The sequence below is a fragment of the Pseudoduganella sp. RAF53_2 genome (assembly GCF_052113985.1).
In the GTDB taxonomy this organism is placed as follows: domain Bacteria; phylum Pseudomonadota; class Gammaproteobacteria; order Burkholderiales; family Burkholderiaceae_D; genus Rugamonas.
This window is the reverse complement of sequence record NZ_JBFRDW010000649.1, coordinates 1-3389: the sequence shown is the minus strand read 5'-3', so window position 1 is coordinate 3389 and position 3389 is coordinate 1. Positions and strand designations below refer to the sequence as shown.

General features: G+C 62.3%; 3 protein-coding genes. 2 read left to right on the top strand and 1 reads right to left on the bottom strand.

The features are described from left to right. Window positions 1-557: inner membrane CreD family protein (locus AB4Z11_RS27110; RefSeq protein WP_442028945.1), on the top strand; the 557-nt coding region annotated here is incomplete at its 5' end. Here AB4Z11_RS27110 and AB4Z11_RS27105 read toward each other — a convergent pair. Further along, window positions 558-1832 (bottom strand): ROK family transcriptional regulator, encoded by a 1275-nt coding sequence (locus AB4Z11_RS27105; RefSeq protein WP_442028944.1) that lies wholly within the window; start codon window positions 1830-1832, stop codon window positions 558-560. Window positions 1833-2139: 307 nt separating this feature from the next. Here AB4Z11_RS27105 and AB4Z11_RS27100 point away from each other — a divergent pair. After that, a partial coding sequence (locus tag AB4Z11_RS27100) for a TonB-dependent receptor (RefSeq protein WP_442028943.1) occupies window positions 2140-3389 on the top strand: 1250 nt, incomplete at its 3' end.

The window sequence follows — 3389 nt, the reverse complement described above, 5'->3', positions numbered from 1 at the left end:
CGGAAGCACAGGATCAGCTGCTGCGTCTGGAGCGCGCCTCGGGTCCTGAACCGCGTGGCACACCGCCGGTCGATGCCATCCGCACCAGCTTTRTCGAACCGGTCAATGTGTACTCGATGGCGGACCGCGCGACCAAGTACGGCATGCTGTTTGTCGCGCTGACCTTCGCTGCCTTCTTCCTGTTCGAGGTGATGAAACGCTTGCCGGTGCACCCGGTGCAGTATGCGCTGGTCGGGCTGGYGCTCGCGCTGTTCTTCCTGCTGCTGGTCAGCCTGTCCGAACACATCGACTTCCTGCTTGCCTATCTGGTGGCCAGTGCCGCGTGTATTGCTTTGATCGGCTACTACCTGGCCCACGTGCTGCGCGACCGCAAACGCGGCGTCGGCTTCGGCGCAGCGCTCACAATGTTGTACGGCGTGCTGTATGGCTTGCTCAGTTCCGAGAACAATGCCCTGGTGCTGGGCGCGATCCTGCTGTTCGCGGTACTGGCCGCCATCATGGTGGCAACCCGCAAGGTCGACTGGTATCGCCTCGGCGGTGAAACCGAACTGGCGTGATTAGCTCCAGGCCCAGAAGCCTGCCGCAGGGGCGGGTGACAGGTCGGCCGGTTTGCCGCCGGTGCGGCGGGCCGCGCCCTCGCCTACGAAGGGGCGCATCAGGTAGTGGCGCACCATGGCGCTGCCCCCGATGGCGATGGCGTTGCTGCCGAAGTGCGGCGTGCGGGTGGTGGGTGCAGGCAGCAGGGTGGCGCTGGCGTAGTCGTTCAGTACCCGGCGACCGGTTTCGATGAAGCGCTCGCCGAGCCGGATTGCAGCGCCGCCCAGCACGATGCACATCGGGTCGAAGGCGACCCACAGATTGTTGAGCAGCACACCCAGATTGCGTCCTGCTGCTTCGATGGCCTTGCAGGCGGGCGCTTCAYCGGCTTCCGCTTGCTGGAACAGGCGTTCCAGGTGCTCGGGGCCGGCGCCGGGCAATTTTCCATAGACCTCGTCCAGCAAGGCCTGCAAGCCGATCAGCGCATCGGCACAACCGCGCCGGCCGCACGAGCAGGGCGGGCCGCCTTGCTGCAGAATGGTGTGACCGACTTCACCGGCGAAACCATACAGGCCTGTCAGCAGGCGGCCGTTGACGATGATGCCGGCGCCGACGCCGTAGCCGATACTCAGGTAGATCAATGGGTCGGCATCGACCTGGCCGGAGAATTCCAGTTCCGCCAGTGCGGCGACGTTCGCTTCGTTCTGCACGAACAGCGGCAGGCCTGCCAGCGCCGTGCCCTGGAAGTGGCTGCGCAGCTGGTTGGCCACGTCCACATTGCGCCAGCCCATGTGGGGCGCGTAATGCAGCACTCCCGTCACGTCATCGACCACGCCGTGCAGGCCGACGCCCACGCCCAGCATGGTGCGCCCGTGCAGTTCACCGCCGGGACGTGCCAGGTCGGCCATGCTGGCCGCGGCAGCGGCAATGCAGGCATCGGGGTTGGTGGCGTCGGCGTAGGGCAGGACGCGTTCGGCCAGCACATCGCCCAGCAAGCTAGTGGCGACGATGCGCGCTTCGCCGATGCCCAGGTCGGCGCCCAGCAAGGCCAGGCGGCTGCCATCGATGTGCAGCGGGGTGGCGCGGCGGCCCAGGGCGCCTGTGGCGCGCAGCTCGCTTTCGGTAAGCCAGCCCTCGTCCAGCAGCTCGCGTACCAGCATGCTGACGGTGGATTTGGTCAGCCCCACGATTTCGGCCAGCGCCGCCCGTGACAGACCCGGCTGACTGCACAGTTGGCGCACCAGGGCCATGCGGTTGATTTGCTTCAGCAGCTGCTGGTCGCCAGCGACAATCATGGGTTTCGGTTGGGAAGTAGGGCGTCAGCCGATCATACACGAAGCGACGAGTGCTGTATTCATGCAACATTGCATGCGCAGTAATTTGTTCATCCGATTGACGAATTATTACATTTCTCCTATTCTTGCCTTGCTCAATTAGTAATTCGATTGGACTAAGTCATTCAACCTTCCTAAGGGCTAACCGCCGGTTGGAAGTGCAGTATCTCGGCGCCACCGCGCCGCAGCCGTTTTCAGTCTTTCTGTTTCAGCACCGGGTAGTCGCTTCTAATTAAATCAAAACCAAGGAGACCACGTGCATCACTCTATGAAAACGTTTTCAAAGCGCCGTATGAACCGGCGCCTGATCAGCCTGGCCGTTGCCAGTGTCTGTGCCAGCTATCTGCCGGCGCAGGCGCAAGACGCCGAGGCCGTCAGGTCGGTCGGGGATTCCGGCGACGCGCCAAAAGTGATTGTGTCGGGCATCCGTGCCTCGATGCAGTCCACTCTGAACCTCAAGCGCAACTCTGATGGCATCGTTGACGGTATCGTCGCCGATGACATCGGTAAATTCCCCGATACCAACCTGGCCGAATCGATCCAGCGCATTTCCGGCGTCTCGATCGACCGTACCAACGGCGAGGGCGCCAAGGTCACCGTGCGCGGTGTCGGTCCCGACCTGAACATGATCCTATTGAATGGCCGCCAGATGCCGACGTCCAGCCTGGCCGATCTGAACGGCCGCGCTTTCGACTTCGCCAACCTGGCGTCCGATGCGATTCAGCAGATCCAGGTCTACAAAACCAGCCGCGCCGACACGCCGCCGGGCGGCATTGGCGCGACGGTCAACATCATCACCGCGCGCCCGTTCGACAATCCGGGCCTGCATTCCAGTATCGGCGTGAAGGGCGTGTACGACAGCTCGAACGACCACCTGCCGGATGAAGACAAGGCCAAGACTTCCGTCACGCCGGAGATCTCCGGCATCTACAGCAACACCTTTGCTGACGGTAAGTTTGGTATCGCTATCAGCGGCAGCTACCAGGAGCGCAACCTGGGCGTGAACACGGCGTCCATCACCAATGGCTGGCGCGGTCCGTTCAAAGCCGACGAAAACAACTGGGGCACGATTCCGCAAGCAGGCCAGGCGGGCTATGGCGACATCACCAACCGCCCGACAGGCAGCACCATCTATTCGGTGCCGCAGAATATTTCCTACTTCATGCGCGGTTCGCAGCGTCAGCGTACCAATGGCCAGCTGACCTTGCAGTTCAAGCCGGTGAACGAGTCGGTTACCACGCTGGATTACACCTACTCGCAGAACAAGATCCAGACCAAGTCGCATGAGCTGAGCGCCTGGTTCAATATGGGGCCTTCCGTGAGCTCGTGGACTGGTGGCCCGATCGCTTCCCCGATCTTCTATCAGGAAAACGTGACGGCGCAGGACATCGCGATGAATGGCGCCGACTACGCGACCAAGTCGGAAAATAAATCGATCGGCTTCAACACCGTGTGGAAGCCAACCAGCTCCCTGAAACTGGTGTTCGATGCGCACCACTCGACCGCCGAATCGAAATC